The organism is Pseudomonas sp. VD-NE ins, from assembly GCF_031882575.1.
Classification (GTDB): domain Bacteria; phylum Pseudomonadota; class Gammaproteobacteria; order Pseudomonadales; family Pseudomonadaceae; genus Aquipseudomonas; species Aquipseudomonas fluorescens_BZ.
Genome location: NZ_CP134772.1, coordinates 1,143,168 through 1,169,255, shown reverse-complemented (window position 1 = coordinate 1,169,255; position 26,088 = coordinate 1,143,168). Strand labels below are relative to the sequence as shown.

Annotated in this window: 21 protein-coding genes; 15 read left to right on the top strand and 6 right to left on the bottom strand. The window is 59.3% G+C overall.

From position 1 onward, the window contains the following. Positions 1-311 precede the first annotated feature (311 nt). From RMV17_RS04965 to RMV17_RS04945, 5 genes are all read left to right on the top strand, one after another. Positions 312-968, top strand: coding sequence for an alpha/beta hydrolase (locus RMV17_RS04965; protein ID WP_034154574.1), 657 nt, complete (start codon positions 312-314; stop codon positions 966-968). Positions 969-1,065: 97 nt separating this feature from the next. Further along, positions 1,066-2,544: an ATP-dependent RNA helicase RhlB gene (gene rhlB / locus RMV17_RS04960; protein ID WP_311885924.1), complete on the top strand. Its 1,479-nt coding sequence runs from the start codon at positions 1,066-1,068 to the stop codon at positions 2,542-2,544. A 135-nt stretch (positions 2,545-2,679) separates the two neighbouring features. Beyond that, the gene (locus tag RMV17_RS04955; protein WP_311885923.1) at positions 2,680-3,624 is read left to right on the top strand and encodes an ornithine cyclodeaminase family protein; all 945 of its coding nucleotides are present in this window, start codon (positions 2,680-2,682) and stop codon (positions 3,622-3,624) included. A 160-nt stretch (positions 3,625-3,784) separates the two neighbouring features. After that, on the top strand, positions 3,785-4,912 hold the full coding sequence (locus RMV17_RS04950; protein ID WP_311885922.1) for an FAD-binding oxidoreductase: 1,128 nt from the start codon (positions 3,785-3,787) through the stop codon (positions 4,910-4,912). 93 nt (positions 4,913-5,005) lie between these two features. Continuing rightward, positions 5,006-5,632, top strand: coding sequence for a transcriptional regulator (locus RMV17_RS04945; RefSeq protein ID WP_007914317.1), 627 nt, complete (start codon positions 5,006-5,008; stop codon positions 5,630-5,632). Between the two features lie 55 nt (positions 5,633-5,687). On the opposite strand, the gene RMV17_RS04940 is transcribed toward RMV17_RS04945, so the two are convergent. From RMV17_RS04940 to RMV17_RS04915, 6 genes are all read right to left on the bottom strand, one after another. Continuing rightward, positions 5,688-6,464: an ABC transporter substrate-binding protein gene (locus RMV17_RS04940; RefSeq protein ID WP_311885921.1), complete on the bottom strand. Its 777-nt coding sequence runs from the start codon at positions 6,462-6,464 to the stop codon at positions 5,688-5,690. A 299-nt stretch (positions 6,465-6,763) separates the two neighbouring features. Further along, a complete protein-coding gene (gene moaE / locus RMV17_RS04935) occupies positions 6,764-7,216 on the bottom strand; it encodes a molybdopterin synthase catalytic subunit MoaE (protein ID WP_311885920.1) in 453 nt (150 codons plus the stop codon). 3 nt (positions 7,217-7,219) lie between these two features. Then, positions 7,220-7,462, bottom strand: coding sequence for a MoaD/ThiS family protein (locus tag RMV17_RS04930; protein WP_311885919.1), 243 nt, complete (start codon positions 7,460-7,462; stop codon positions 7,220-7,222). Then, positions 7,459-7,932: a cyclic pyranopterin monophosphate synthase MoaC gene (gene moaC, locus RMV17_RS04925; protein ID WP_016985015.1), complete on the bottom strand. Its 474-nt coding sequence runs from the start codon at positions 7,930-7,932 to the stop codon at positions 7,459-7,461. The genes RMV17_RS04930 and moaC overlap by 4 nt, the downstream gene beginning before the upstream one ends. Positions 7,933-8,118: 186 nt before the next feature. Then, positions 8,119-9,513, bottom strand: a complete 1,395-nt coding sequence (locus RMV17_RS04920) for a PhoH family protein (RefSeq protein ID WP_034154568.1) — start codon at positions 9,511-9,513, stop codon at positions 8,119-8,121. Positions 9,514-9,850: 337 nt separating this feature from the next. Further along, positions 9,851-10,975, bottom strand: a complete 1,125-nt coding sequence (locus RMV17_RS04915) for a polysaccharide deacetylase family protein (RefSeq protein ID WP_311885918.1) — start codon at positions 10,973-10,975, stop codon at positions 9,851-9,853. A 326-nt stretch (positions 10,976-11,301) separates the two neighbouring features. Between RMV17_RS04915 and yaaA the strand changes: the two genes are divergently transcribed. From yaaA to RMV17_RS04865, 10 genes are all read left to right on the top strand, one after another. After that, positions 11,302-12,081, top strand: coding sequence for a peroxide stress protein YaaA (gene yaaA / locus RMV17_RS04910; protein WP_311885917.1), 780 nt, complete (start codon positions 11,302-11,304; stop codon positions 12,079-12,081). Between the two features lie 810 nt (positions 12,082-12,891). Continuing rightward, the gene (locus RMV17_RS04905) at positions 12,892-14,208 is read left to right on the top strand and encodes a nucleotide sugar dehydrogenase (RefSeq protein ID WP_008087506.1); all 1,317 of its coding nucleotides are present in this window, start codon (positions 12,892-12,894) and stop codon (positions 14,206-14,208) included. A 98-nt stretch (positions 14,209-14,306) separates the two neighbouring features. Next, entirely contained in the window at positions 14,307-15,788 is a 1,482-nt protein-coding gene (gene alg8, locus RMV17_RS04900; RefSeq protein WP_175555292.1) for a mannuronan synthase, read from the top strand. Positions 15,789-15,823: 35 nt separating this feature from the next. After that, on the top strand, positions 15,824-16,993 hold the full coding sequence (locus RMV17_RS04895; protein ID WP_311885916.1) for an alginate biosynthesis protein Alg44: 1,170 nt from the start codon (positions 15,824-15,826) through the stop codon (positions 16,991-16,993). A 9-nt stretch (positions 16,994-17,002) separates the two neighbouring features. After that, positions 17,003-18,514, top strand: a complete 1,512-nt coding sequence (gene algK / locus RMV17_RS04890; RefSeq protein ID WP_311885915.1) for an alginate biosynthesis TPR repeat lipoprotein AlgK — start codon at positions 17,003-17,005, stop codon at positions 18,512-18,514. Then, the gene (locus tag RMV17_RS04885) at positions 18,511-19,992 is read left to right on the top strand and encodes an alginate export family protein (protein WP_311885914.1); all 1,482 of its coding nucleotides are present in this window, start codon (positions 18,511-18,513) and stop codon (positions 19,990-19,992) included. The genes algK and RMV17_RS04885 overlap by 4 nt, the downstream gene beginning before the upstream one ends. Positions 19,993-20,018: 26 nt before the next feature. Further along, positions 20,019-21,590 (top strand): mannuronan 5-epimerase AlgG, encoded by a 1,572-nt coding sequence (gene algG / locus RMV17_RS04880; protein WP_311885913.1) that lies wholly within the window; start codon positions 20,019-20,021, stop codon positions 21,588-21,590. Between the two features lie 10 nt (positions 21,591-21,600). Then, positions 21,601-23,061, top strand: coding sequence for an alginate O-acetyltransferase (locus tag RMV17_RS04875; RefSeq protein WP_034154561.1), 1,461 nt, complete (start codon positions 21,601-21,603; stop codon positions 23,059-23,061). 8 nt (positions 23,062-23,069) lie between these two features. After that, positions 23,070-24,194 (top strand): mannuronate-specific alginate lyase, encoded by a 1,125-nt coding sequence (locus RMV17_RS04870; protein WP_093436266.1) that lies wholly within the window; start codon positions 23,070-23,072, stop codon positions 24,192-24,194. A 328-nt stretch (positions 24,195-24,522) separates the two neighbouring features. After that, a complete protein-coding gene (locus RMV17_RS04865) occupies positions 24,523-26,088 on the top strand; it encodes an MBOAT family protein (protein WP_160056008.1) in 1,566 nt (521 codons plus the stop codon).

Genomic DNA, 26,088 nt, shown 5'->3' with positions numbered 1-26,088 from the left:
TCTCACCAATCGGCCGAACGGGCTGTAGCCCTTTCACGTTCGCTAAGCCCGTAGCGGCCATTGGCGAACATCCATCACCGGATTCTTTGCAATCCCGTCGCGGGTCGTACACTGATAGTGTTACCGCCACACGTAGGATTATTCGTACAGAACCTTCCATAGCAAAGCCCGTACCACACCTGTCGCGGAATCGATTCAACGACAGGTCAATAGCAAAACTTGTAACCTTGCGACATCTTCTTAACGGATCAACCGGACGCGCACTCGAATCACGCACTTAATGAGAGCGCCCGCACATATTTGGAGCAGACATGACCGAGCCCTTGATTCTTCAGCCTGTTAAGCCCGCAGACGCTTGCGTGATCTGGCTGCACGGCCTCGGCGCCGATCGCTACGATTTCCTGCCAGTCGCCGAGGCGCTGCAGGAAAGCCTGCTGAGCACGCGCTTCGTCCTGCCGCAGGCGCCGACTCTTCCAGTGACGATAAATGGCGGTTATGCCATGCCCAGCTGGTACGACATCAAAGCCATGAGCCCGGCGCGGGCGATTGACCGTGAGCAGTTGGAAGCGTCAGCGGATCGCATCATTCAATTGATCGAAAACGAGCGCGCCAGCGGAATAGACGCCTCGCGGATTTTCCTCGCTGGTTTTTCCCAGGGGGGCGCCGTGGTATTGCACACCGCTTTTGTGAAATGGCAGGGGCCGTTGGGCGGTGTGCTGGCGTTGTCGACGTATGCACCGACCTTCAATGATGAGATGCAGCTTTCAGCCAGTCAGCAGCGGATTCCCGCGATATGCCTGCACGGCCAGTTCGATGGCGTGGTGCAGAACTCGATGGGGCGCAGTGCTTATGAGCATTTGGTGAAGCATGGTGTCACCGTGACATGGCAGGAATACCCAATGGAGCACGAAGTGTTACCCGAGGAAATTCGCGACATCGGTGTCTGGTTGGGCGAACGTTTGCGCTAAGCGTCGAGATTAAAACCACCCTTTGATCCCTCCCACTACGCCGCGCCCGTTTCTTGCATTACACTGGCCGGCGTACATTCCTTAACCAATTGATGAGATGACCGTGCTCAAAGCACTCAAGAAGATGTTCGGTAAAAGCGAGGCTGAGCAGCTCGCGCCAGTTCCCAGTGCGCCGTCGCACGCCCCCGGTCATCGCACCGATGCCCCACAGGCCGACCGCCCCGCTCACGTAGCGGCACCGAAGGCAGAACCGCAACCTGCACCGGCCGTGCCCATCGCCGCCGAAACTGCCCGCAGCGAAGCGCCGAAACCGGCCAGACCGCGCCGCGAACCGAAGCCCAAGGCACCGGTGATTCCGTGGAAACTCGAAGATTTCGTCGTCGAGCCACAGGAAGGCAAAACCCGCTTCCACGATTTCAAGCTGTCTCCAGAACTGATGCACGCCATCCAGGATCTGGGTTTCCCGTATTGCACGCCGATCCAGGCGCAGGTGCTGGGCTTCACCCTCGCCGGCAAAGACGCCATTGGCCGCGCGCAGACCGGCACAGGCAAAACCGCCGCGTTCCTGATCTCGATCATCACCCAGCTGTTGCAAACGCCGCCGCCGAAAGAACGCTACATGGGCGAACCCCGTGCGCTGATCATCGCGCCGACCCGTGAGCTGGTGGTGCAGATCGCCAAAGACGCTGCCGACCTGACCAAGTACACCGGCCTCAACGTCATGACGTTTGTTGGCGGCATGGACTTCGACAAGCAGCTCAAGCACCTCGAAGCGCGTCATTGCGACATTCTTGTGGCAACCCCGGGCCGACTGCTCGACTTCAACCAGCGCGGCGACGTGCACCTGGACATGGTCGAAGTGATGGTGCTGGACGAAGCCGACCGCATGCTCGACATGGGTTTCATCCCGCAAGTACGCCAGATCATTCGCCAGACTCCGCCGAAGTCCGAGCGCCAGACCTTGCTGTTCTCCGCGACCTTCACCGAAGACGTGATGAACCTCGCCAAGCAATGGACCACCGATCCGTCCATCGTCGAAATCGAAGTCACCAACGTCGCCAGCGAAAACGTTGAGCAACACATCTACGCCGTGGCCGGTGCCGACAAGTACAAATTGCTCTACAACCTGGTCAACGATAATGGCTGGGAGCGGGTGATGGTCTTCGCCAACCGCAAGGACGAAGTCCGCCGTATCGAAGAGCGCCTGGTGCGCGACGGTGTGAATGCTGCGCAGTTGTCCGGCGATGTGCCGCAGCACAAACGCATCAAGACGCTGGAAGGTTTCCGCGAAGGCAAGATTCGCGTGCTGGTCGCCACTGATGTGGCCGGTCGCGGCATCCACATCGACGGCATCAGCCACGTGATCAACTTCACCCTGCCGGAAGTCCCGGACGACTACGTGCACCGCATCGGCCGTACCGGTCGTGCTGGCGCCGATGGCGTGTCGATCAGCTTCGCCGGTGAGGACGACTCCTATCAGTTGCCGTCCATCGAAGAGAAGCTCGGTCGCAAGATCAGCTGCGAAACGCCGCCGACGCATCTGTTGCGTGCGGTTGAGCGCAAGCGTCCGCAGTAAGCGACGTTTAAAAGAAAAGCGCAGCCGGCAACGGACTGCGCTTTTTTTCGTCCGGCGTTTCATCAGGTGCTTGCGAGAGAATACTAAAAGTCCATAATGGACAAATTAGTTTAGACCAAGTATCCGGAGCCTGACATGTCCAGTACGCCCTACGTGATCAACCAGCATCAGGCCCGCGAGTTGTTGGCGCGCATCGATGTGCCGCAGATCCTGCGCAAGCTGTTCCGCGATCTCGCTGCCGGACACGCCGTGCAACCAGCGCAGCAACTGGTGGAGTTCCCGCAGGGCGCCGGCGACTTCATCAATTATCTGGGCGTACTGGCTGAAGACGGTGTGTACGGCGTGAAGACTTCGCCGTACATCGTTCGCGAACAGGGCGCGCTGGTCACGGCATGGACCTTGTTGATGTCGATGAAAACCGGTCAGCCGCTGCTGCTCTGTGATGCCGGTGAACTGACCACCGCACGCACCGCCGCGACCACCGCCGTGGCAGTCGACGCCCTCGCGCCGTTGAATGCTACGCGACTGGCGATCATCGGCAGCGGCAAGGTTGCCCAGGCGCATTTGCACTACGTGAGATCGCTGCGTGACTGGCAGAGCATCAGCCTGTATTCGCCAAGTCTGTCCGCCGACGCGCAAACCCAGGCTCTGGTGAAAGCCATCACGCCCAATCTGAAGATCGCTGACAGCCGTGATGCGGCCATCGCCGAGGCCGACGTGATCATGCTGTGTACCTCGTCCGCCGGGCCGGTCATCGATCCCGCCGCGCTGAGCAAGCCGGCGCTGATCACCTCGATCAGCACCAACGCCCCGCGCGCCCACGAAGTGCCGCCGCAGAGCCTCAACGACATGCAGGTGTTCTGCGACTATCGTCTGACCACGCCGGGGTCGGCGGGTGAGATGTTGATTGCCAGTGAACAGCATGGCTGGAGCAAGGATTCGATTGTTGGCGATCTGGCGGATCTGCTCAGCGAGAAAGTGCAGCGCCCGGATTGCGATCGTCACGTGTTTTTCCGCTCGATTGGCTTGGGGCTGGAAGACATCGCCCTCGCCAATGCCCTCTACCACCTGAACACCTGACCACTGTAGGAGCTGCCGAAGGCTGCGATCTTTTGATCTTGATCTTAAAAAACCAGATCAAAAGATCGCAGCCTTCGGCAGCTCCTACAGGGATCGCATTCCGATTGGGGAGTTGCCAATGGCAGATCCCCAGAGAACCTCGACAGCTTTGGAGTTTTTCATGAGCCAGGCAGATTTCATCATCATCGGCGGCGGGATTGCCGGCGCTTCCACCGGGTTCTGGCTGTCGCCGCACGGCAAAGTGGTCGTGCTCGAACGTGAATCCCATCCGGCCTATCACTCCACCGGGCGCTCCGCCGCGCTATTCACCGCAGCCTATGGCACACCGCAGGTACGTGCACTGACCCAGGCCAGCCGCGAGTTTTTCGATCATCCGCCGGCCGGTTTCTGCGAACACCCGCTGCTGACCCCGCGCGGCGAAATGACCGTCGATTTCACCGGTGACGCCGCCGAACTGAACAACCAATACCTCAGCGCCAAAGCCACCGTGCCGCAGATGCAATTGCTCAGCGCCGACGAAGCCTGCGCACGCCTGCCGATCCTGCGTCGGGAAAAGGTCCACGGCGCGATCTACGACCCGAGCGCCAGCGACATCGACACCGACGCCTTGCATCAGGGCTACCTGCGCGGCATCCGTCGCAACCACGGCGAAGTGCACACCGACTGCGAAGTACTCGGCCTGAACCGCGACGCCGACGGCCTCTGGCACGTACAAACCAATGGCCAGACCTTCAGCGCCCCGGTGGTAATCAACGCTGCAGGCGCCTGGGCCGACAAGATCGGCGCACTGGCGGGCGCCAGGCCGCTGGGCCTGCAACCGAAACGCCGCGCCGCGTTCATCTTCGCCGGCCCCGAAGGCGTCGATATTCATCACTGGCCGATGCTGGTCAGCCTCGACGAATCCTTCTATATGAAGCCTGACGCTGGCATGTTTCTCGGCTCGCCGGCCAACGCCGACCCGGTCGAACCCCACGACGTGCAGCCGGAAGAACTGGACATCGCCATGGGCATTTACCAGATCGAAGAAGCGACCACGCTGACCATCCGCCGCCCGACCCGTACCTGGGCCGGCCTGCGCAGTTTCGTTGCCGACGGTGATCTGCTCAGTGGTTTCGATCCGCAGGTGCCGGGACTGTTCTGGGTCGCGGCGCAGGGTGGTTACGGCATCCAGACTTCGCCAGCGATGGGCCAGGCCAGTGCGGCATTGGTGCGCGGCGAGCCACTGCCCGAGCACTTGCGCAACTTCGGCCTGAGCAGCGCCATGCTCTCCCCTGCCCGCCTCGCTTGATCGTCCATCCGGATGACGCGCCCAACCGATTGCGGCACACTCGCAGCGCCTCCTGATCACGGGGGCGCTGACGCTGCCTGGAGCTCCACTGTCATGACCGCCCCTGAGTTCGACCCGGCGCTGGATAACTTCCGCGCCATCGCCGATGCCATCGCCACACTGTTCTTTCCGCACGCCGAAGTGGTGCTACACGACCTGCGCACACAGAAGGTCGATTACATCGCCAACAACCTGTCCAAGCGTGAGATCGGCGATGACTCGTCGCTGGAAGACATGCTCAGCGAGGATGTCAGCGACAGGAATATCGGTCCGTACGAAAAGCTCAATTGGGACGGCCAGAAAATTCGCAGCCTGAGCAGCGTCCTGCGCGACAGCGAAGGCCTGCCGCTGGCGGTGCTGTGCATCAATCTGAATATTTCGCTGTTCGAGAATGCCAAAGCGGCGCTGGACCTGTTCCTGTCGCCGAGCAAATTGATCCCGCAGCCGGACTCACTGTTTCGCGATGACTGGCAGGAGCGCATCAACACCTTCCTCCACGCCTGGCTGCGCGAGCGGCAACTGAGCCTGAATGTGCTGACCCGCGATCACAAACGTGAACTGGTGCTGGCGCTGCACGCCGAAGGCGCTTTCAAGGGCAAGAGCGCCTCGAACTACGTGGCCAATGTGCTGAACATGGGGCGGGCGACGGTGTACAAGCATTTGAAGGAATTGAAGGGCTAGAGATTTGCGATGATTGATCCAGCCCAATCGCTGGCAAGCCAGCGATGACGGACTATCAGTCACCGTAGATGTCGGACTTGAAATACTTCTCGGAAATCTTCTGGTACTCGCCACTCGCGCGAATGCCATCGATGGCGCCATTCAACTGGCTGACCAATTCGGCATTGCCTTTGCGCACTGCAATCCCCGCGCCCTCGCCCACGTACTTCGGATCCTTCAACTCAGGCCCGACAAGCGCATAACCCTTGCCCCGCGGCATCGACAGAAAGTCATTCAGCGGAATGGTGTCGGCAAAAATCGCATCAAGCCGCCCCGCCGCCAAATCCATGTAGATCTCTTCGTTGTTGCTGTAGCGCTTGACGTTGATGCCCTTCGGCTCGAACACCTCAGTGGCGTAACGATCAGTAGTCGTTGCGCGCTGCACGCCGACGTTCTTGCCCTTCAGGCTGGCGTATTGATCGTCAACGCTGGCGCCTTCTTTCATCACCAGCCGCGATGAGGTGAAGTAGTACTTGTGGCTGAAATCCACCGACTTCTTGCGGTCTTCGTTGATGGTCATCGACGACAGGGCCATGTCGATCTTCTTCACTTTCAGCGAAGGAATCAGGCCATCGAACTCACCTTCGACCCACACGCACTTGACCTTCATCTGCGCACACAGGGCATTGCCGATGTCGTAGTCGAAACCGACGATTTCGCCTTTGTCGGTTTTCGAGGCGAATGGCGGGTAAGCGGCTTCGATACCGATGCGCAGGGTTTGCTCAGCGGCGAACACGCTGGCGGAGGCCAACAGGCTGAGGGCAAGACCGGTGATGAGGGGGAGTTTCTTCATGTTCGTTCTCTCGCGGGTTGTTGTTGGTTTGGCAAGATGAAGAAGAGCAGCTACGAGCGGGGAGCTACGAGCGGCAAGACTGAAGCTTTTTTTGTACTTGTAAATCCATATTGGACTTATAGGTACAAGTCGTCAATCAGGGAGAAGAGAGTGTCTGCGAGGTTTTGGGTGTTGCAGATGGCCTCATCGCTGGCAAGCCAGCTCCCACAGTTTCAGTGGTGCACAAAAATATGTGCACGACGCAAAACCCTGTGGGAGCTGGCTTGCCAGCGATGGCGGATGGGAAGGCGCTAGAGAACTTATTTCTTCCAGCGATCCGCAGCTGCATGATCACTGTCCCGCCCTTCAACCCAACGCGGGCCATCGCTGGTGTTTTCTTTCTTCCAGAACGGCGCGCGGGTTTTCAGGTAGTCCATGACGAAGGCACAGGCATCGAATGCGGCCTGGCGATGGGCGCTGGCGGCGCCGACGAAGACGATCGGTTGGCCCGGTTCCAGTGCACCGATGCGATGCAGCACTTCCAGTTTCAACAGCGGCCAGCGCTGTTCGGCTTCGATGGCGATCTTGCCGAGGGCTTTTTCGGTCATGCCCGGATAGTGTTCGAGGAACATCCCCGCCACATCGAGGCCGTCGTTAAAGTCGCGCACATAGCCGACAAAACTCACCACCGCGCCGACGCCGACATTGGCCGCGTGCATCGCGTTGACTTCCGCACCCGGATCAAACGGCGTGACCTGCACGCGAATCGCCATGGCTCAGCCCCCGGTCACGGTGGGGAAAAACGCCACTTCGTCGCCATCAACCACTGGCTCGTCGAGCTGGCAGAGGTCTTCGTTGCGTGCACACATCAGGTTCTGCTCGCTCAGCACCTCAGCGCCATCGCGTTGTGCCAACAATGCCCGCACGTCGTCGACGGTGGCGAAATCGCCCTCAACCTTTACCGAACCCACGCCCAGCGCTTCACGGTAACGGGCAAAAAACTTCACGGTCAGGTTCATGGCTGCTCCGCTTGAAAGTGCCCGCTCTTGCCGCCGACTTTCTCCAGCAGGCGCACGCTTTCGATGGTCATGCCGCGATCGACGGCTTTGCACATATCGTAGATTGTCAGGGCGGCGACGCTGGCAGCGGTCAGTGCTTCCATTTCCACACCGGTCTGCCCGGAGAGTTTGCAGCGAGCGACGATGCGCACGGTGTCTTCGCCATCAGCACTGAGTTCGACTTTGACGCCGGTAAGCATCAGCGGATGGCACAGGGGAATCAGATCACTGGTTTTCTTCGCCGCTTGAATGCCGGCAATGCGCGCCACGGCGAACACGTCACCCTTGGGATGGCCGCCGCTGACGATCATCTGCAGCGTTTCGGGGAGCATGCGCACCAGCGCTTGGGCCGTCGCTTCACGGAACGTCACGGCTTTTTCGGTGACGTCGACCATGTTGGCGCGACCTTGGGAATCGAGATGAGTCAGCACGGGGGCCTCCTTGAGGCAGCTGCGAGCGGCAAGCTACAAGCGGCAAGTGAAAAGCGCAGTAGTCTGCAGGTATGGAATGGCAGCATTTAAGCAGTTGCAAGCATTAAGCGGCAAGCTACAAGGGCATGAGAGAAACACTCTCTACGCTTGTATCTTGCCGCTTGCAGCTTGAATCTTGCAGCTGTTTTACAGGTGGGTTTCTGCGTATTCAGCCAGAATCGAGCGAGGCACCCCTTGCAGGGTGATGTGCACACCGTTGGGGAAATCCTTGAAGCGTTCGGTCAGGTAGGTCAGCCCGGAGCTGGTCGCGGACAGGTAAGGGGTGTCGATCTGTGCGAGGTTGCCCAGGCACACCACTTTCGAACCCGCACCGGCCCGGGTGATGATGGTTTTCATCTGGTGCGGCGTGAGGTTCTGGCATTCGTCGATCAGGATCAGGCTCTGCTGGAAGCTGCGCCCGCGAATGTAGTTGAGCGATTTGAACTGCAACGGCACTTTGCTGAGGATGTAATCGACGCTGCCATGGGTGTTTTCGTCATCCATGTGCAAGGCTTCGAGGTTGTCGGTGATGGCGCCCAGCCAAGGCTCCATCTTTTCCGCTTCGGTGCCGGGCAGGAAGCCGATTTCCTGATCCAGGCCCTGCACGCTGCGGGTCGCGATGATGCGGCGATAACGCTTGCTGACCATGGTCTGCTCGATCGCCGCAGCCAGTGCCAGAATGGTTTTACCGGAACCGGCGGCACCCGACAGATTGACCAGATGAATGTCCGGATCGAGTAGCGCGTACAGCGCCAGACTCTGATAGATGTCGCGTGGCTTGAGCCCCCAGGCCTCTTGATGCAGCAGCGGTTCCTGATGCAGGTCGAGGATCAGCAGCTTGTCTTCGTCGATCTCCTTGATCCAGCCGACAAAGCCCTGTTCATCAATGATGAACTCGTTGATGTGCACTGCCGGCAGATTGTCGATCAGTTGCACTTGGTGCCAGGTGCGGCCGTGATCCTGACGGGTGTCGACCTTGCTCACGCGGTCCCAGAAAGAGCCGGTCATGTTGTGGTAGCCGTTGGGCAACAGGGACACGTCATCGACCAGTTGGTCGGTGCTGTAATCCTCGGCATCGATGCCGCAGGCGCGCGCCTTGAGGCGCATGTTGATGTCTTTGGTGACCAGCACCACCGGTTTCTTCGGATCGCGGGTGTGCAGGTCGATCAGTTGGTTGATGATTTTGTTGTCGTTCAGATGCTCGGGCAGAATCAGGTTCGATTCCGCCTGCTTGCTCATCAGAATTGACAGCAAGCCCTTCGGCCCGCCTTTGCCGCGCTGGATCGGCACACCCAGCTCGACATCTTCCGGGGACGCATCGCCCAGGGTCTTGTCGATCAGCCGGATGGCCTGACGGCATTCAGCGGCCACGCTGTGATGCCCGCTCTTGAGCTTGTCCAGCTCTTCAAGCACGGTCATCGGGATCGCGACGTGGTGTTCTTCGAAATTCAGCAGGGCGTTTGGATCGTGAATCAATACGTTGGTATCGAGTACATAAAGGATTGGCTGGTTGGAGGAAGGGCTACGTCCGTGATCATCCATACTCGGTCACCTTTGTCAGAGCCAGTAGACGCAATACCTGAGCGGTGCTGCGCCTCGAAGTGACTGCCGAAATCTCACCTGCGGAGATTCAAGTGACTGCAAACAAACGGGTCTTGGAAGACGCCACCTGTGTTGCAGGTTTCGGCGGTCTGTCTTCGTAATACTCCAAAACCGATGACATAAAAAAGTACTTTGACGGTTTTTTTAAGTTTATTTTGCAGAGTGACGAAAAGCCCTTGGCGGACTGCCCAGACCCCGCTAAAGTCGGAAGTCCGCCTGCATCGAATCCTGCAAAAAAATCGCCCCAAGCCCAATGTTTCCGGGCTTTTTTCGTTTCTCAGCGAAAAGCGTCCTGACAGTCCTCCCAACCGATACCACTCTGCGCGGTTTGCGTGATCAGCCACGGTAACGAGGTCTTCACCGCGTCCTGTTTCATGTTGAAATTGATCACCCCGTGTCGCCACAGCAGCATCAGGGTCAGCACGCGCTGCGCACTCGCTGCGCCCTTGAGTTTGCCGGCGCCGTCCTGGGCATCGATGTCCCACAGCGCCACTTGCAGGCCCTGAGTGTTGAAGAAACCTTGTGCATCACTGCGGCGTTGCCCTTCTGGCGGACGGAACAGCGGCACATAGTTTTCCGGCAATTTGTTCTTCACCAGATCAGCACTGTGCCGCACCGAATCCTGCCAGTCCTGCCAGTGGCTGTGGGAGCGGAACTCCCAGCCCTGCACGCCGACGCACTGTTTCGAGAACGCGGCTTGCAGGCTGCTCACGGAACGATCAGCCAGTCGCGCCTGAATATCCTTGCCCAACACAAAGAATGTGCCGCTCAGGTTTGCCTTGCGCAGGTATTCGGTGAGCCAACCGGTGTTGTCCGGTTGCACGTTGGCGGCGCTGTCGAAGGTCAGCAGAAACAAACGGTCGTGCATCTCGTCGCCATTACGCTCGTAGTCGCCGAAACGATCGAATTCGTTGCTGGTCTGCGGCGATAAGGCAGCCTTGCGCATCAGTTCGTCGAGATACTGCAAATGGAAGATCCGGCTCGGCTCGGCCCACTTGGTGTAATAACTGTCGTCGCTGACCACAAACTTGGCCGCCTGCTCGCGCAACGTCGGCAAGTCTTCTACAAGGAAGCAGAACGAAGCGTCCTGATCGCAGCTTTGCTGGGCATAGTTGTAGTTGGCCAACAAGCGCTGCCAGAGGCGCTGGCGCAGGCTGTTGACCGCATCGATATTGACTGTGCGCAGGCCCAGGCGCTGAGCCAACGCGGCCTCGTCCATCGATTCAGTGCCGAGCAGGCCACGGGCGAACATCAGGATTTCCGCCCGTGAAGCCACATCAAACAGCGTCGGATTGCTGAGCTGCTCTGGCCAGGTGCCACGATCCAGCGTCGCCACATCGCCCGGCGCCGCCACGGCACCGACGCTCAACAGCCACGCGGTGAATAAAAGAACAATGCGCAAAAGGGATGTCTCCATAACAAAACCCGCGCGGCACTATAGCTGATGTGCAAGATTCACGGACGCTGCCCTCACCCCAGCCCTCTCCCGGAGGGAGAGGGAGCCGCTCTTCATGTTTTCAAACCTGAGTTCGACTGGATATCTCAGGTCGATGTATTACTCGAGAACAACACGGTCGGTCCCCTCTTCCTCTGGGAGAGGGTTAGGGTGAGGGAAAAATCCACCAACCGTCGCAAATGCCCCTGCTAACCCCGACCTATAACCCCCATAGCTGGAGTCAACCGCCCCAACCCCCTAGAATCGCCCCCACGATTAAAGGAGACGACTTCATGCTGATGGTGATTTCCCCCGCCAAGACCCTCGATTACGAAACACCGCCGGCGACCCAGCGCTTCACCCAGCCGCAATATCTCGACCACTCTCAGGAACTGATCCAGCAATTGCGCGACCTGACGCCGGCGCAGATCAGCGAGCTGATGCACGTGTCCGACAAGATCGGCGGGCTCAACGCCGCGCGCTTCGGCAGCTGGACACCCGCATTCACCCCGGAAAACGCCAAGCAAGCGCTGCTCGCGTTCAAGGGTGACGTTTATACCGGTCTCGACGCGCAGTCCTTCAGCGAAGCCGATTTCGATTACGCGCAAAAACACCTGCGCATGCTCTCCGGCCTGTATGGCTTGCTGCGCCCGCTCGACCTGATGCAACCGTATCGCCTGGAAATGGGCACCAAACTGGCCAACGCCCGGGGCAAGGACTTGTACGCTTTCTGGGGCACGCGCATCAGCGAATGGCTCAACGAAGCACTGGCCGATCAAGGCGACGACGTTCTGCTCAACCTGGCGTCCAACGAGTACTTCTCGGCGGTCAAACGCACGGCATTGAACGCACGGATCATCAACACCGAGTTCAAGGATCAGAAGAACGGTCAGTACAAGATCATCAGTTTCTACGCGAAGAAGGCTCGTGGCCTGATGAGCCGTTTCGTGATTCAGGAAAAAATCAACGATCCGGCCCAGCTCAAACAATTCGATGTACAGGGTTATCACTACAGCGCCGAGCAATCGAAACCCGACAATCTGGTATTTCTGCGCGACCACGCCCCCGAATAAAGCATGCCTATTGCACGACTCTTTCTATAAAGAGTCGTGCAGCCTGCACGCTGTCAAAAATCCCCCGCCCCATTTCGCCATTTTACTGGCGCCAAAAAAACTCCCCTGTCTTTTCTAAGATTAGTTTCACTCGACACTGATCATTTTTTTCAGTAGTGGCACCTGATTTTTTTCACGGTAGTGGCACAAAACTATCTAACGTGATTATTCGCCTGTTATTAAAGGTCGAAAACGAAAGTGCTATCAAATTGAGATTAGTGCCATCTCCGACAATATTTCAAGAAATTTCAGATTTCGCGATGAGCGGACAGGAACTTCGTCCGAATGCATAGCTCATACCACCGGTAACGATTCTCGCCGAGTTTGTACGAGATAACTTACGCAGAGCAGATGGCCATGTAACCAAGTTGTCACAGCAACTTGCCTAGATGACTAACCAGTCTCAAAACAGACGATGGACAGGAGATACGCAGCATTTATATCCCCTACAAAGGCCATGGCCGCGCCCTTATAAACGTGCTCGCCTGAGCACCCAACCGCTTGATTTACGGGACTTTCATCCTGACATCGAGCGCGCAAGACGATTGCACAAGAGTCTTCTCCAAAGAAGATCGGCTGCATAACAGGGCAAGTCATAACAACAAGGCCTGGTTGCGCACATCTTGAGTGCACTTATTTAGACACTCGAAACTTAGTATGCCTGCACACGGCATTGTGGCGCCTGTATGCCGCACTTTCGAGTGCACTAATGAACGCTGAACACCATTAACTCCGGCCCTCTAAGGCCTGATATATACAGAGGTAATTGCGATGCGCATCAGCATATTTGGTTTGGGTTACGTTGGCGCAGTATGTGCCGGTTGCCTGTCTGCACGGGGCCATGACGTGGTTGGCGTCGATGTTGCCAAAGACAAGATCGACATGATCAACGCCGGCAAGTCGCCGATTGTTGAACCGGGCCTGGGCGAACTTCTGCAACAAGGTATCCAGACCGGTCGTCTGCGTGGCACGACCAACTTCGCCGAGGCGATTCGTGACACTGACCTGTCGATGATCTGCGTTGGCACGCCGAGCAAGAAGAACGGCGACCTCGAACTGAACTACATCGAAGCGGTATGCCGCGAGATCGGTTTTGTTCTGCGTGAAAAGACTACCCGCCATACCATCGTCGTACGCAGCACCGTACTGCCGGGCACTGTTGCCAACGTGGTGATCCCGATTCTCGAAGACTGCTCGGGCAAGAAGGCCGGCGTCGACTTCGGCGTTGCGGTCAACCCTGAGTTCCTGCGTGAATCCACCGCCATTGCTGACTACGACCTGCCACCGATGACCGTCATCGGCGAGTTCGACAAGGCCTCGGGCGACGTTCTGCAATCGCTGTACGAAGAACTCGACGCACCGATCATCCGCAAGGACATCGCCGTCGCCGAGATGATCAAGTACACCTGCAACGTCTGGCACGCGACCAAAGTGACCTTCGCCAACGAGATCGGCAACATCGCCAAAGCGGTCGGCGTCGATGGCCGTGAAGTGATGGAAGTGGTTTGCCAGGACAAGACTCTCAACCTGTCCCAGTACTACATGCGCCCAGGCTTCGCCTTCGGTGGTTCGTGCCTGCCGAAAGACGTGCGCGCCCTGACCTACCGCGCCGGTTCGCTGGACGTCGAAGCACCGCTGCTCAACTCGCTGATGCGCAGCAACGAATCGCAAGTGCAGAACGCCTTCGACATCGTTGAAAGCCACGACAAACGCAAAGTCGCCCTGCTCGGCCTGAGCTTCAAGGCCGGTACCGACGACCTGCGCGAAAGCCCGCTGGTAGAGCTGGCCGAGATGCTGATCGGCAAGGGTTACGACCTGAGCATCTACGACAGCAACGTCGAGTACGCCCGTGTTCACGGCGCGAACAAAGACTACATCGAGTCGAAGATCCCCCACGTGTCGTCCCTGCTCAACGCGGACTTCGATTCGGTGATCGACAACTCCGACGTAATCATCCTCGGCAACCGCGACGAGAAATTCCGCGCGCTGGCCCAACAAGCGCCGCACGGCAAACAGGTCATCGACCTGGTCGGCTTCATGGCCAAAGCCACCGACGCCGGTACTCGTACCGAAGGTATCTGCTGGTAAAGCAGCCCTAAGCGACAAGCCTCGAGCTGCAAGCCAAAGCGTTCCGCTGGCAGCTCGAAGCTTGCGGCTTGAAGCCTTCTCACCTTCGGATGACGTTGATGACCAAGCTCAAACATTTTTTTCTGCAATCAGCCGGCTGGCTTTTTTATCTCAGTCTGCTGATGGGCCTGGCCTTGATGCTGCCCACGTCCACATTCGACTCCGAGTCGAAGGACTTCATTTTCCTGATTGGCGCCGTGGGTATCTGGCGCTACTCGATGGGTGCAACGCACTTTGTGCGCGGCATGATTTTCCTCTACATCGTTTACCCGCACCTGCGCCGCAAAGTGCGCAAGCTGGGTAAAGCGGCGGACCCGTCGCATGTGTTCCTGATGGTCACCAGTTTCCGTATCGACGCGCTCACCACCGCGCAGGTCTACAGCTCGGTGATCCGCGAAGCCATCGACTGCGAACTGCCGACCACCGTGGTCTGCTCGATCGTCGAAATGTCCGATGAGCTGCTGGTCAAGGCGCTGTGGGCGCGGATGAATCCGCCCGACCGCGTGAAGCTCGACTTCGTGCGCATTCCCGGCACCGGCAAACGTGATGGCCTGGCCTACGGTTTCCGCGCGATCTCCCGTCACCTGCCGGACGACCGCGCCGTGGTTGCCGTGATCGATGGCGACACCGTGCTCGGCGAAGGCACCGTGCGCAAGACCGTGCCGTGGTTCCAGCTGTTCGGCAATGTCGGCGGCCTGACCACCAACGAGTTCTGCGAAGTGCGCGGCGGCTACATCATGAGCGAATGGCACAAGCTGCGTTTCGCCCAGCGCCACATCAACATGTGCTCGATGGCCCTGTCCAAACGCGTGCTGACCATGACCGGTCGTATGTCGGTGTTCCGCGCCACCGTGGTAACCAACCCGGAATTCATCGCCGATGTGGAAAGCGACTCGCTGCAACACTGGCGTCTGGGCCGCTTCAAGTTTTTGACCGGCGACGACAAGTCGAGCTGGTTCAGCCTGATGCGCCTTGGCTACGACACCTTCTACGTGCCTGACGCAGCGATCAACACCGTTGAACACCCGCCGGAAAAGAGCTTCATCAAGGCTAGCCGCAAACTGATGTTCCGCTGGTACGGCAACAACCTGCGCCAGAATTCGCGAGCACTGGGCCTGGGTGTGAAACGCCTCGGTGCGTTCACTTCGGTGGTGCTGTTTGACCAGCGCGTATCGATGTGGACCTCGCTGCTCGGCCTGACCGTGGCGATGATCGCCAGCTTCAAATACGGCACCGCGTTCATCCTCGTTTACCTGCTGTGGATCGGCATCACCCGCCTGATCCTGACGTTGCTGCTGTCGTGCTCCGGTCACCGCATCGGCCCGGCTTACCCAGCGATTCTTTATTACAACCAGATCGTCGGTGCGCTGGTGAAGATCTACGTGTTCTTCCGCCTCGACCAACAATCCTGGACGCGCCAACCCACATCCCTGACCCGTGATCTCGCCAGCTTTCAACGTTGGTTCAACACCTGGTCGTCTCGGACCATGACCTTCTCCGCCGGCAGCATTTTTGTCGCCGTGCTGCTGATGATGGTCTGACCCGCCCCTATTGAATTAACAAGGAAATCGCCCCTATGAATACCGCCGTCAACGCCAACGTAGTGCATGAATCCGAAGCCCAGCGCCAACACGCCCGCGTGAAAATCCCGGCCAAACTGCGCTTCTTCGGTCCTGACCGGACGCCGGTCGAAGCGCGGGTCCTGGACCTGTCGGCCGGTGGTCTGGCGTTCAACGCCGGGCAAATGCCACTGACCATTGGCCAGGTGTACAAGGCGCGTCTGCAGTTCGTCATCGACAACCTCGGCATCGCCATGGACGTTGAACTGCAGGTGCGTTCCTTCGACCGCCAGACCGGCCGTGCCGGCTGCCAGTTCCAGAACCTTGAGCCGCAGGACATTTCCACCCTGCGCCACCTGATCACTTCGCACCTTGCTGGCGACATCGTCAGCATCGGCGAAGTGCTGGCGACCCTGCAGCGCGATAACTTCACCAAAGCACGCAAGGTCAAGGACGGCGGCTCCGGCATGACCCCGTTCGGGCGCCTGAAAGCAGTGACGTTCAGCGCCGGCATCTTCGCCGTTGGCCTGGTCGCGGCGGGTTTCATTTTCAAATCGGTTTACGGCATGTACTTCGTCAGCCATGCACAGGCCGGTCTGGTCAGCGTGCCGGGGATGAACATCACCATGCCGCGTGACGGCACCGTGCAGAGTCTGGTCAAGTCCGACGGCGTTGCCGCCAAAGGCGCGCCACTGGCGACCTTCAGCACCAGCATGCTCGACGTGCTCAAGGGTCATCTGGAAGAAGATCAACTGTCGCCGGCCAAGGTTGAAGAACTGTTCGGCAAGCAAATGACCGGCACCCTGACTTCGCCGTGCGATTGCACCGTGGCTCAGCAACTGGTGGCTGATGGTCAATACGCGAGCAAGGGCGATGTGATCTTCCAGTTGGTGCCGCGCAACACCCAGGCCAGCGTCGATGCGCGCTTCTCCTATCGCCAGTTCGGCGACGTGCGTCCGGGCACCCCGGTGAGCTTCCAGATCGCCGGCGAAGACAAGACCCGCACCGGCAAGATCGTCAGCAGCACCAGCCTGAAAAGCGCCGACCTGTCCTCCGACATCCGCGTACAGATCCAGCCTGACGAGCCGCTCGACAGCAGCCTCGCCGGCCGCCCGGTGGAAGTGAACAGCGACCGTGGCCCGAACCTGAACTGGCTGATCGACAAAGCCATGGCTGCCGGTCTTTAAGTCGAGGACATGCCTGTGACTATCACCAGTCTTTTCAGAACGCCACGATCCCTGTGGGAGCTGGCTTGCCAGCGATCGGATCAATGCGGTCTTGCTGAAATACCGAGTCGCCTGAATCGCTGGCAAGCCAGCTCCCACATGGGATCGGTGTGTGCCTTGGCATTGGCGGTCAGTCTCGCCGGTTGCGCCGGTCTGCCCGATCAGCGTCTGGCCAACGAAGCGCTCAAGCGTGGCGACACCGCCACCGCTGCGCAGAACTATCAGCAATTGGCCGATCTGGGCTACAGCGAAGCGCAAGTCGGCCTCGCCGATATCCAGGTCGACAGCCGCGACCCTGCACAAATGAAACAGGCCGAGGCGACTTACCGCGCCGCCGCCAGTGTTTCGCCGCGTGCACAGGCGCGTCTCGGTCGTTTGCTGGTGGCCAAACCGGGTTCCACCGAAGCCGAGCACCACGAAGCCGAAAGCCTGCTGAAAAAAGCTGCCGCCAATGGCGAAGGCAATACGTTGATCCCGCTGGCGATGCTGTACCTGCAATACCCGCACAGCTTCCCGAACATCAACGCGCAGCAGCAGATCGATCAATGGCGCAAATCCGGCTACCCGGAAGCGGGTCTGGCGCAGGTGCTGCTGTATCGCACTCAAGGCACCTACGACCAGCACCTGGATGACGTGGAAAAGATCTGCAAAGCCGCGCTCAACACCACCGATATCTGCTACGTCGAACTGGCCACGGTCTATCAGAAACGTGCCCAGCCTGAGCAACAGGCCGAGTTGATCAAGCAGCTGCAGGCCGGTTACAGCCGTGGCACCGTCACCGCACAACGCGTCGACTCCGTGGCCCGTGTGCTGGCCGATTCGACCCTCGGCAAGACCGACGAAAAAACCGCGCAGTCGCTGCTTGAGCCGATCGCTCCGGGTTACCCGGCGTCGTGGGTCACCCTCGCGCAATTGCTTTACGACTATCCCGAACTGGGCGACGTCGATCAGATGATGAAGTACCTCGACAACGGCCGCGCCGCCGACCAGCCACGCGCCGAGCTGTTGCTGGGCAAGCTCTACTACGAAGGGAAAATGGTTCCGGCTGACGCGAAAGTCGCCGAAGAACATTTCCAGAAAGCCGTCGGCCGTGAAGTCGCCGCCGATTACTACCTCGGCCAGATCTATCGCCGTGGCTACCTGGGCAAGGTCTATCCGCAGAAGGCTCTCGACCACCTGCTGACCGCCGCGCGCAACGGCCAGAACAGCGCCGACTTCGCCATCGCCCAACTGTTCTCCCAAGGCAAGGGTACCAAGCCCGACCCGCTCAACGCCTACGTGTTCAGCCAATTGGCCAAGGCGCAAAACACCCCGCAAGCCGATGAGCTGGCGACCACCCTCGCCGCGCAACTGCCACCCGAGCGTCTCGCCGAAGCGCAACGTCTGCTGCAACAAGAGCAAGCCAGCCGTGGCGCTCTGAACCCGAACACGCTGCAACTGCACGCCCTGCAAGAAGAAGAAGACGGCGAGGAAAAATTATGAAGTTGAATCCATTCGTGAAGGCCGGCATTGGCCTCTCGTTCGCGCTGATCTGGTCTTGCCCGACACTGGCCGCGATGACTGAAACCAAGAACTTCGGCCTCGAAGTGAAAGTCACCGGCCAGTCCGAAGACGACCGTGACCTCGGCACCGCCAAGGGCGGCGACGTCAACGGTGTCGGCCTCGACCTGCGTCCGTGGATCTATGGCGAAAGCGGCGCGTGGAGCGCCTACGCCATGGGCCAGGCGGTGACCTCGACCGACATCATCGAAACCGACACTCTGCAACAATCCGACGGTGAACAAGCCACCGACAACGGTGATCGCAAAACCAAGAAAAACTACTTGGCGATGCGCGAGTTCTGGGTCGGCTACAGCGGCCTCACCCCGTACCCGGGCGAGATGCTCAAGTTCGGTCGTCAGCGTCTGCGCAATGACGATGGCCAGTGGCGCGACACCAACATCGAAGCGCTGAACTGGACCTTCGACACCACCCTGTTGCGCGCCAACGCCGGTGTCGCCGAACGCTTCAGCGAATACCGCACCGACCTCAAAGAGCTGGCGCCGAAAGACAAGGATCGCCTGCACGCCTACGCAGATGCCGCTTACCAGTGGACGCCGGGCAACTGGGTCGGCATTCGCGGTCACCACACCCATGATGACGGCAAACTCGATTACGCCGAACCGGGCGTCCCGCGTGATTCGCTGGATAAAACCGAGAACGGTGACATCAGCTGGCTCGGCCTGACCGCTGACAGCGACGCCTACAACTGGCGCAACACCAACACCGTCAACTACTGGGGCAGCATCACCGGCATGAGCGGCGACCGCGACACGGTCAACGCGCTGAATGCCGATGGTTCGCGTCCGGCGCAAGCCAAGCGCAGCGATGACGTCAACGGCTGGGCCACCGACATCGGTGTGCGTCTGCGCCTCGATCCGCAATGGCAAGTCGGCGGTGCCTATGCCCGCGCCAGCGCCGATTACGAGCAGACCGGTCTTGAAAGCAACCGCTCCAACTACACCGGTACGCGCTCGCGGGTTCACCGTTTCGGCGAAGCGTTCCGTGGCGAAATGAACAACATGCAGACCGCGACGTTGTTCGGTTCGTGGATGGTCAACGACGAGTACGACGCCAGCCTGATCTATCACAAGTTCTGGCGTGTCGACGGCAACAAACCGGTGGGCAGCAACGGCATCAACGCCGTGGAAAACAATACCGACGACGCCACCGGCGCGATCCTCTCCAGCACTTCGCTGCCGCTTGAAGACGGCAACAAGGACCTCGGTCAGGAGATGGACCTGGTCGTCACCAAGTACTTCAAGCAAGGCCTGTTGCCGGCGGCGCTGAGCCAGTCGATCGACGAGCCTTCGGCCCTCGTGCGCTTCCGTGGCGGTGTGTTCAAACCGGGCGATGCCTACGGCAAGCAGGTTGATTCGTACATGCACCGCGCGTTCATCGACGTGATCTGGCGCTTCTGATGCAAACCGCCAAGGGAGTGCCCGACATGCACCATGCAAGGAAAGGCTCGCTCAGCCTGTTGGCCGGCGCGATGTTGCTGGCCTCGGCTGGCGCCTTCGCCACTGTCGAACCGGCCAAGCCGGTGACGACTGCCAAGGAATTGCAGCAAGCAAAAACCTACACCGTCAGCAGCGCGCCGACAGAGGCGCTGAACCTGGCCGCGCCGAAACTGCCTGACCTGTCCGGCTACACCGCCGAAGCCGCTGCGGCGAAGATCAACCGCAGCAAAGCGGGCAAGATCAGCGTGCGCCGGATGATGCAGGAAGACGCGCTGAAGGACTTCATCGGCGGCGACAACAAGATGGCCGAATGGGTGGTGCGTCAGCACGGCATCCCGCAGGCGATCTTCGTCGACGACGGTTACATGAACCTCAAGGATCTGGCGCAGAAACTGCCCAAGCAGTACTTCAGCGAGACCTCGCCGGGCGTGTACCTGTCGAAGCTGCCGATCGTGGTGGGCCGTAAAGGCATCCTCGAAATCGACGGCCAGACCCAGGAACTGCGCCTGTCGCAAGAGGCCGGTGCGTTCCTGGTCAACGACGGCCAGTTGTTCGTGCGTGACACCAAAATCACTGGCTGGCGCGAGAAGGACAACGGCCCGGCGACCTTCCGTTCGCCGAAGGAATTCCGTCCGTTCCTGCTCGCCTGGGGTGGCACCGAGACTTACATCGTCAATAGCAAAATGGCCAGCTTCGGCTACGCCAACAGTAAGTCGTACGGGGTGAGTATTTCCCAGTACACGCCAAACATGGCCAAGGTCCTCAAGCGGCCAGAACCGACTGGCTGGATCGTCGGCTCCGAGTTCTCCGACATGTGGTACGGCTTCTACTGCTACGAGACGCGCGACTTCGTGGTCAAGGGCAACACCTACAAAGACAACATCGTCTACGGCATCGACCCGCACGACCGTTCCCACGGCCTGATCATTGCCGAGAACACCGTGCACGGCACGAAGAAGAAGCACGGGATCATTATTTCCCGTGAGGTCAACGACAGCTTCATCTTCAACAACAAGAGCTTCGACAACCACCTCTCGGGCCTGGTGATCGACCGGAACAGCGTCAACAACATCATTGCCTACAACGAGATCTACAAGAACCACACCGACGGCATCACCCTCTACGAGTCCGCCGACAACCTGCTGTGGGGCAACAAGGTCATCAGCAACAAGCGCCACGGCATCCGCATTCGTAACAGCGTGAATATCCGCCTCTACGAAAACGTCGCCATGGCCAACGGTTTGACCGGCGTCTACGGCCACATCAAAGACCTCACCGACACCGACCGTGACATCAAGCTCGACCCGTTCGATGCGCAGGTGTCGCTGATCGTCGTTGGCGGTGAACTGGCGGCCAATGGCAGCGGCCCGCTGTCGATCGATTCGCCATTGAGTGTCGAGCTGTATCGCGTGTCGATGCTGGCGCCGACCAAATCCAGCGGCATCAGCTTCAACGGCATCCTCGGCGAGCGCCAGGATGAAATTCTCGACCTGCTGGTGCGCCAGCAGAAAGCCGTGCTGATCGACCCTGTCGAACGCCAGACCGAAATGCGGGACTGAGGATAATTTTATGCACCCACACTTGATCAGATTACTCAGCCTGTCGGCCCTGACCGTGGGCATTCTCGCGGCCAGCAACGGCGCCCGTGCCGATGAAGGCGCCGCTGCCACACCGCCGAAGTTCAGCGCCGAACCGTGCTGCAACCTGTGCCCGGCGGCCCATGACGCGAAGAACTACACCACGCGTTATCAACAGAACTTCACCACCCTGGTGCAAGCGCAAGGCGACTGGCTGTTCCGGACTCAGGAAGATCTGCGCACCGAATTCAACACCACTCCGGCCGGCTACAAGCGCCTGCAACAGTTGCACGATGCGTTCAAGGCCAAAGGTGTCGAGCTGGTGATCGTTTATCAGCCGACCCGTGGTCTGGTGAACCGCAACAAGCTCAACCCGCAGGAAAAAGCCGCGTTCGATTACGAGAAAGCGCTGGGCAACTACAAGACCATGCTCGGCCGCTTCGCCAAGATGGGTTACGTGGTGCCGGACCTGTCGCCGCTGACCAACGAGTCGCTGCCGGACACCCTGCCCGCCCACGATTTCTACTTCCGCGGCGACCAGCACTGGACGCCATACGGCGCGCAGCGCACAGCGAAAATCGTCGCCGAGAAGGTCAAGCAGATCCCGGCCTTCGCCGACGTGCCCAAGCGTGAATTCGAGACCAAGCGCTCCGGGCGCATGGGCAAGACCGGCACCCTGCACAACATGGCCGGGCAACTGTGCGGCACCAGTTACGCGATCCAGTACATGGACCAGTTCACCACCGAGCCAAAAGGCGAGGCCGGTGACGGCGACCTGTTCGGCGATTCCGGCAATCCGCAAATCACTCTGGTCGGTACTTCGCACAGCGGCAAGAACTACAACTTCGCCGGCTTCCTCGAAGAAGCCATCGGCGCCGACATTCTCAACGTCGCCTTCCCTGGCGGTGGTCTGGAAGGCTCGATGCTGCAGTACCTCGGCAGCGACGAATTCCAGAAGACTCCGCCGAAAATTCTCATCTGGGAATTCTCGCCGCTGTACCGCCTCGACCAGGAAACCATCTATCGCCAGATGATGTCTCTTCTCGACAACGGCTGCGAAGGCAAAGACGCGCAAATGTCCGCGAGCACCACGCTCAAGCCGGGCGGCAAACAAGAACTGCTGGTCAACAGCAAGAACCTGAACCTGCAGAACAGCAGCCATCAGGTCGACATCCGCTTCGCCGACCCTTCGGTGAAAACCCTGCAAGCCACCCTCTGGTACATGAACGGTCGCCACGAGGACATCAAGATCGAGAAACCGGAAACCTCCGACACCGACGGTCGTTTCGCCTTTGAGTTGCGCACGGACGAAGACTGGGCCTCGCAAAACCTGCTGGCAGTCGAAGTCCAGGGCCCGGAAGCGGGCACCGCGCCGCAGAAAGTCGAAGCGAAAATCTGCAAACGCAACGTATTCCCGGGCGCTGGGCAACAAACCGCTCAGGTCGGGCAATGAGGTCTGCTATGCGAAACTCGAAACTGAAAACTCTTTTAGCGCCGACGCTGCTCGGGCTGGCGATCTTCGCCGGCACCGCGCAGGCCGCCGCACCACTGCGTCCACCTCAGGGCTATTTCGCGCCTGTGGATAAATTCAAGACCGGTGACAAAAGCGAAGGCTGCGATGCAATGCCGACGCCGTACACCGGGCCGCTGCAATTTCGCAGCAAATACGAAGGTTCGGACAAGGCCCGCGCGACGCTGAACGTGCAGTCGGAAAAGGCCTTCCGCGACACCACCAAAGACATCACCACGCTGGAACGCGGCACCGCCAAACGGGTGATGCAGTTCATGCGCGACGGTCGTCCGGAACAGCTCGATTGCACGCTGAACTGGCTGACCGCGTGGGCCAAGGCCGACGCGTTGATGTCGAAAGACTTCAACCACACCGGCAAGTCGATGCGCAAATGGGCGTTGGGCAGCATGGCATCTTCGTACATTCGTCTGAAATTCTCCGACTCGCATCCGCTGGCGCAGCACCAGCAGGAAGCGCAGTTGATCGAGGCGTGGTTCAGCAAAATGGCCGATCAGGTGGTCAGCGACTGGGACAACCTGCCGCTGGAAAAAACCAACAACCACTCGTACTGGGCAGCGTGGTCGGTGATGGCGACCTCGGTCGCGACCAACCGCCGCGACTTGTTTGACTGGGCGGTGAAGGAATACAAGGTTGGCGTCAATCAAGTCGATGCCGACGGCTTCTTGCCGAACGAACTCAAGCGCCAGCAACGCGCCCTCGCCTATCACAACTACGCCCTGCCGCCGCTGGCGATGATCGCCAGTTTCGCCCAGGTCAACGGGGTTGATTTGCGCCAGGAGAACAACGGTGCGCTGAAGCGTCTCGGTGATCGGGTGTTGTCCGGGGTGAAAGACCCGGATGAATTCGAGAAGAAGAACGGCAAAGAGCAGGACATGACCGACTTGAAAGAGGACATGAAATTCGCCTGGCTCGAACCGTTCTGCACGCTCTACACCTGTGCGCCTGATGTGATCGAGAAGAAGCACGGCATGCAGCCGTTCAAGACCTTCCGCCTCGGCGGCGACCTGACCAAGGTCTACGACCCGTCGCATGAGAAGGGCAACAAAGGCTCATAAAGCAAAAGCCCCTCACCCTAACCCTCTCCCAAAGGGAGAGGGGACTGACCGAGGTGGTTGTACGAGTTACGCCGAAATGAAATACCGAGTTGATCTCAGGCGTTGAAAAACAACCGAGATCAGGCGGCACAGAAATACCGAGTTGATCTCCATTTTTGAAAACCATGGAGATCAGGCTCCCTCTCCCTCCGGGAGAGGGCGGGGGGTGAGGGCAAGATTTCAAGGCCCGGCACAACCCTGACAGAAACACCGTTTCACCCCTCCACTACCACGGGGGGTTTGGGGGGGCTTTGCCCTTGACTGTTGGTTCAAACATGGAGAGATCGGGATGGTATTTTCATCCAACGTGTTCCTGTTTCTGTTCTTGCCGATCTTTCTCGGCTTGTACTACTTGAGCGGGCAACGCTATCGCAACCTGCTGCTGCTGATCGCCAGCTACGTGTTCTATGCCTGGTGGCGTGTGGACTTCCTCGCGCTGTTCGCCGCCGTCACGCTGTGGAACTACTGGATCGGCCTCAAAGTCGGTGCCGCCGGTGTGCGGACCAAACCGGCGCAGCGCTGGCTATTGCTCGGCGTCGCGGTGGACCTGTGCATTCTCGGCTACTTCAAGTACGCCAACTTCGGCGTCGACAGCATCAACGCGATGATGACGTCGGTCGGTCTGTCGCCGTTCATCCTCACCCACGTGCTGCTGCCGATCGGTATCTCGTTCTACATCTTCGAGTCGATCAGCTACATCATCGACGTATATCGCGGCGACACCCCGGCCACCCGCAACCTGATCGACTTTGCGGCATTCGTGGCGATCTTCCCGCACCTGATTGCCGGCCCGGTTCTGCGTTTCCGCGACCTCGCCGACCAGTTCAACAACCGCACGCACACCCTCGACAAGTTCTCCGAGGGCTGCACCCGGTTCATGCAGGGTTTCATCAAAAAGGTCTTTATCGCCGACACCCTCGCGGTGGTCGCTGACCATTGCTTCGCCCTGCAAAACCCGACCACCGGCGATGCCTGGCTTGGCGCGCTGGCCTACACCGCGCAGCTGTATTTCGACTTCTCCGGCTACAGCGACATGGCGATTGGTCTGGGCCTGATGATGGGTTTCCGTTTCATGGAAAACTTCAAACAGCCGTACATCAGCCAGTCGATCACCGAGTTCTGGCGTCGCTGGCACATCAGCCTGTCGACCTGGTTGCGTGACTATCTGTACATCACCCTCGGCGGTAACCGTAAAGGCACGCTGATGACCTATCGCAACCTGTTCCTGACCATGCTTTTGGGTGGTCTGTGGCACGGCGCGAACATCACCTACATCGTCTGGGGCGCCTGGCACGGCATGTGGCTGGCGATTGAAAAAGCGCTGGGCCTAAACACCTCGCCACGCAGCCTCAATCCGATCCGCTGGGCGCTGACCTTCCTGCTCGTGGTCATGGGCTGGGTGATCTTCCGTGCCGAGAACCTGCACGTTGCCGGGCGCATGTACGGCGCAATGTTCAGCTTCGGCGACTGGTCGCTGTCGGAACTCAATCAGGCCAGTCTCACCGGTCTGCAAGTGGCGACTCTCGTGGTGGCATACGTGACATTGGCGTTCTTCGGTTTGCGTGATCTGTACACCAACCAGCCGCCGGCCAAAACCAAACCTGAAGTCAACGTCGAGGCCAACGGCCCTGCCACCGCGACTCCGGGGATGATCAAGGCAGCACCCGGCGAAAACCCGGCGAGCATCCACGAGCCTGGCTACACCGTCGGCGTCGAAGCCCAGGTGCAACCGGCCTACTGGAGCGCGGACTGGTCGCGCTATGTGATGCGCGGCTTGATCCTGCTGCTGTTCATCGCCTCGATTCTCAAACTTTCGGCGCAAAGCTTCTCGCCGTTCCTTTACTTCCAGTTCTGA